This is a genomic window from Fusibacter sp. (assembly GCF_057447755.1).
The window spans coordinates 1-2,195 of the sequence record NZ_JBVBZF010000454.1 but is presented as its reverse complement, the minus strand read 5'-3'; the positions used below and the strand labels follow the sequence as shown (position 1 = coordinate 2,195).

Genomic DNA, 2,195 nt, shown 5'->3' with positions numbered 1-2,195 from the left:
TGATTACATTCGAAAAAAAGAATCTTTAGGAGACCTGTTTGTGATTTGTCCAAGTGAAACTTTAGATATTGGTAAAGTAGAAAAAAATCCAGAAGAGCTAGAACGCGTTTATCAGCTTGGAAGAGCGGAAGCCTTAAAACGATTAGCGGAACTGAAAGCCTATATGGCTGAAAATAGAATGGTTGAAGTTGGATAAACATATGCAATAACTGTATCGCCTTTCGAACAGGGAAAAGGCATATTGGAAAATAAATTGGTTTTTAATGCACCTTCAACCGGACATAGCATGTCTTTTGCCGTGCTGATTATTGGTGTGATTTATACGAGTACTTATATGTCACGAATAAGAAACTTTAAAATGAGACTGCTTCATCGAAATAATAGATAAGCGATAATAAAAATGCTCTTGTCAGTATACCGACGAGAGCATTTTCTATACGACAAAATTTGGGCCAAAAGCTGTGATGAGAAGTGTACTCTTCAAACAGCATCAGCGAAAATTGGCTGGACCAAGAATTTTTCAACTTACGAAAGTCGATTTAATGGGCAAACAATCCTAAGTGGACGAGAATATTGGTCACAATAAATAGGAGTGGTATTGATACGGCCGTTCTGAAGAGGAAGACTTTAATGACGTCTCCGAAATTGAGGCCGATTTTACTTTTGACAAGAACCATGCCAGTCTCAGACATAAAGACGAGCTGGGTAAATGCTAAAACACCTATAAAAAATCTTGAGGAATCTGAGAGCGACTCGCCTATAAAGAGTGCTGGCAGATACATGTCAGCGAATCCTACGAGCGCAGCTGGCGCCATCATGGAAGCTACTTCAGTGCTATAACCGGCAAACTGGAATAAGGGAATTAGCGGTGCACTGATGGCACTGAAAAAATTGGTGTATTCAGCAACAATCAAGGACAATGTACCCACAAACATGATAATGGGCAAGAAGCCTACGTAGACGTGAATAACCCCCTTAAAGGCATCTTTTATAACTTGACGAAAACTTGTACTAGAAGCCATTTGAGTGGCTTGTGAAACCGCATAGGAAAATGCCGATTGACCATCAGGTATTTTGATTTCGTTTTGTGTACGGCCCTCAAAATATGTCGAATCGAATTTTTTAAGTGGCAGCTTTGATGTGATCATGGCAAGAATCACCGTTATGAGGGCAATGGTACCATAAAAAACAGGAAAGATATCTGAGAATCCCAGTTCTTCTGCAACGGCTGAGGCAAAGGCGATTCCGACGATTGAAAAACTCGTTGCGATGATATAAGCTTCACGTCTGTTATAGTATCCTCTTTGATACTGGGTGTCTGTCACCACGATGCCTATGGTACCGTCGCCAACAAATGAAGCGATGGCATCCACTGCAGAATATCCAGGGACATCAAATAGTTTTTTAACCACAGGTCCCAGTAGTATGCCGAAGAATTCCACAGAACCAAAGTGGGTCAACAAAGGTAATGCCAGTAGACCAACAAAGAAAGTAATGTATAAAGTCGTGAGTAACCCACCGTCACCTGCCATGACGCCGCCGGTGTTTGGATTGAGAATCATATTTGACCATGTATGACCTTCAAAGCCATTTAGAAGTACCATAAGGTATAAGCCTGAGCCTGTGACTCTTAAAAATTGGTTTGGCAAAGAGGTCTTGAAAACGTCATTTAAGAAATCCCCTTTGAGCTTTAAGGTGTTAAATAGGATAGTCCCTAATATGACAAGTGCTGCACAGAGCATCGTAAAGCCGATGAAGGTGTTTAGGAAGTTACCTGTGATAAAGTTGATGATGTGAGAAATCGCAATTTTCTTCTGTCCCATAAAGGTAAAGGGTACTAGGAAAAAGACAAATCCTACTAATGATAATGAAATAAACTTAAACTTGTTCAATTGAATAATCCTCCGAATATATTTATAAATTTCCACCTGGAGAAGTATAGCACGCCGCAAAGTTGCCTGCAATAAATATACACAAATACGTATTAAAATACATTTTTCTACAACTTGGGATTGATTTTCACTGATTTTTAGAATGTAGCTGCCAATCTGTCCCTATTAAAAACCGATAATCTGACACTTACAAAAAGGACAAAACGCCTCTATAATGAGAATGAAAAATTCATCTAGGGGAGAAAATATGAAAAATTCAACGATTAAAACAAAAGATATTATTTTGGCTGGTCTTTTTACAGC

General features: G+C 39.0%; 2 protein-coding genes. One reads left to right on the top strand and one right to left on the bottom strand.

Annotated features, from left to right (window positions below; genetic code table 11):
- Positions 1–196, top strand: a 196-nt coding sequence (locus tag AC220I_RS21575; protein WP_486725934.1) for a DUF6363 domain-containing protein, incomplete at its 5' end; no start/stop codon positions are given.
- 343 nt (positions 197–539) lie between these two features.
- Here AC220I_RS21575 and AC220I_RS21570 read toward each other — a convergent pair.
- On the bottom strand, positions 540–1,823 hold the full coding sequence (locus AC220I_RS21570; protein WP_486725933.1) for a YjiH family protein: 1,284 nt from the start codon (positions 1,821–1,823) through the stop codon (positions 540–542).
- Between the last annotated feature and the right edge of the window lie 372 nt (positions 1,824–2,195).

What these genes read in the sequence shown, in the direction of transcription:
- AC220I_RS21570 (WP_486725933.1), bottom strand. Translation starts at nt 1,823, where the DNA reads ATGGGACAGAAGAAAATTGCGATTTCTCACATCATCAACTTTATCACA.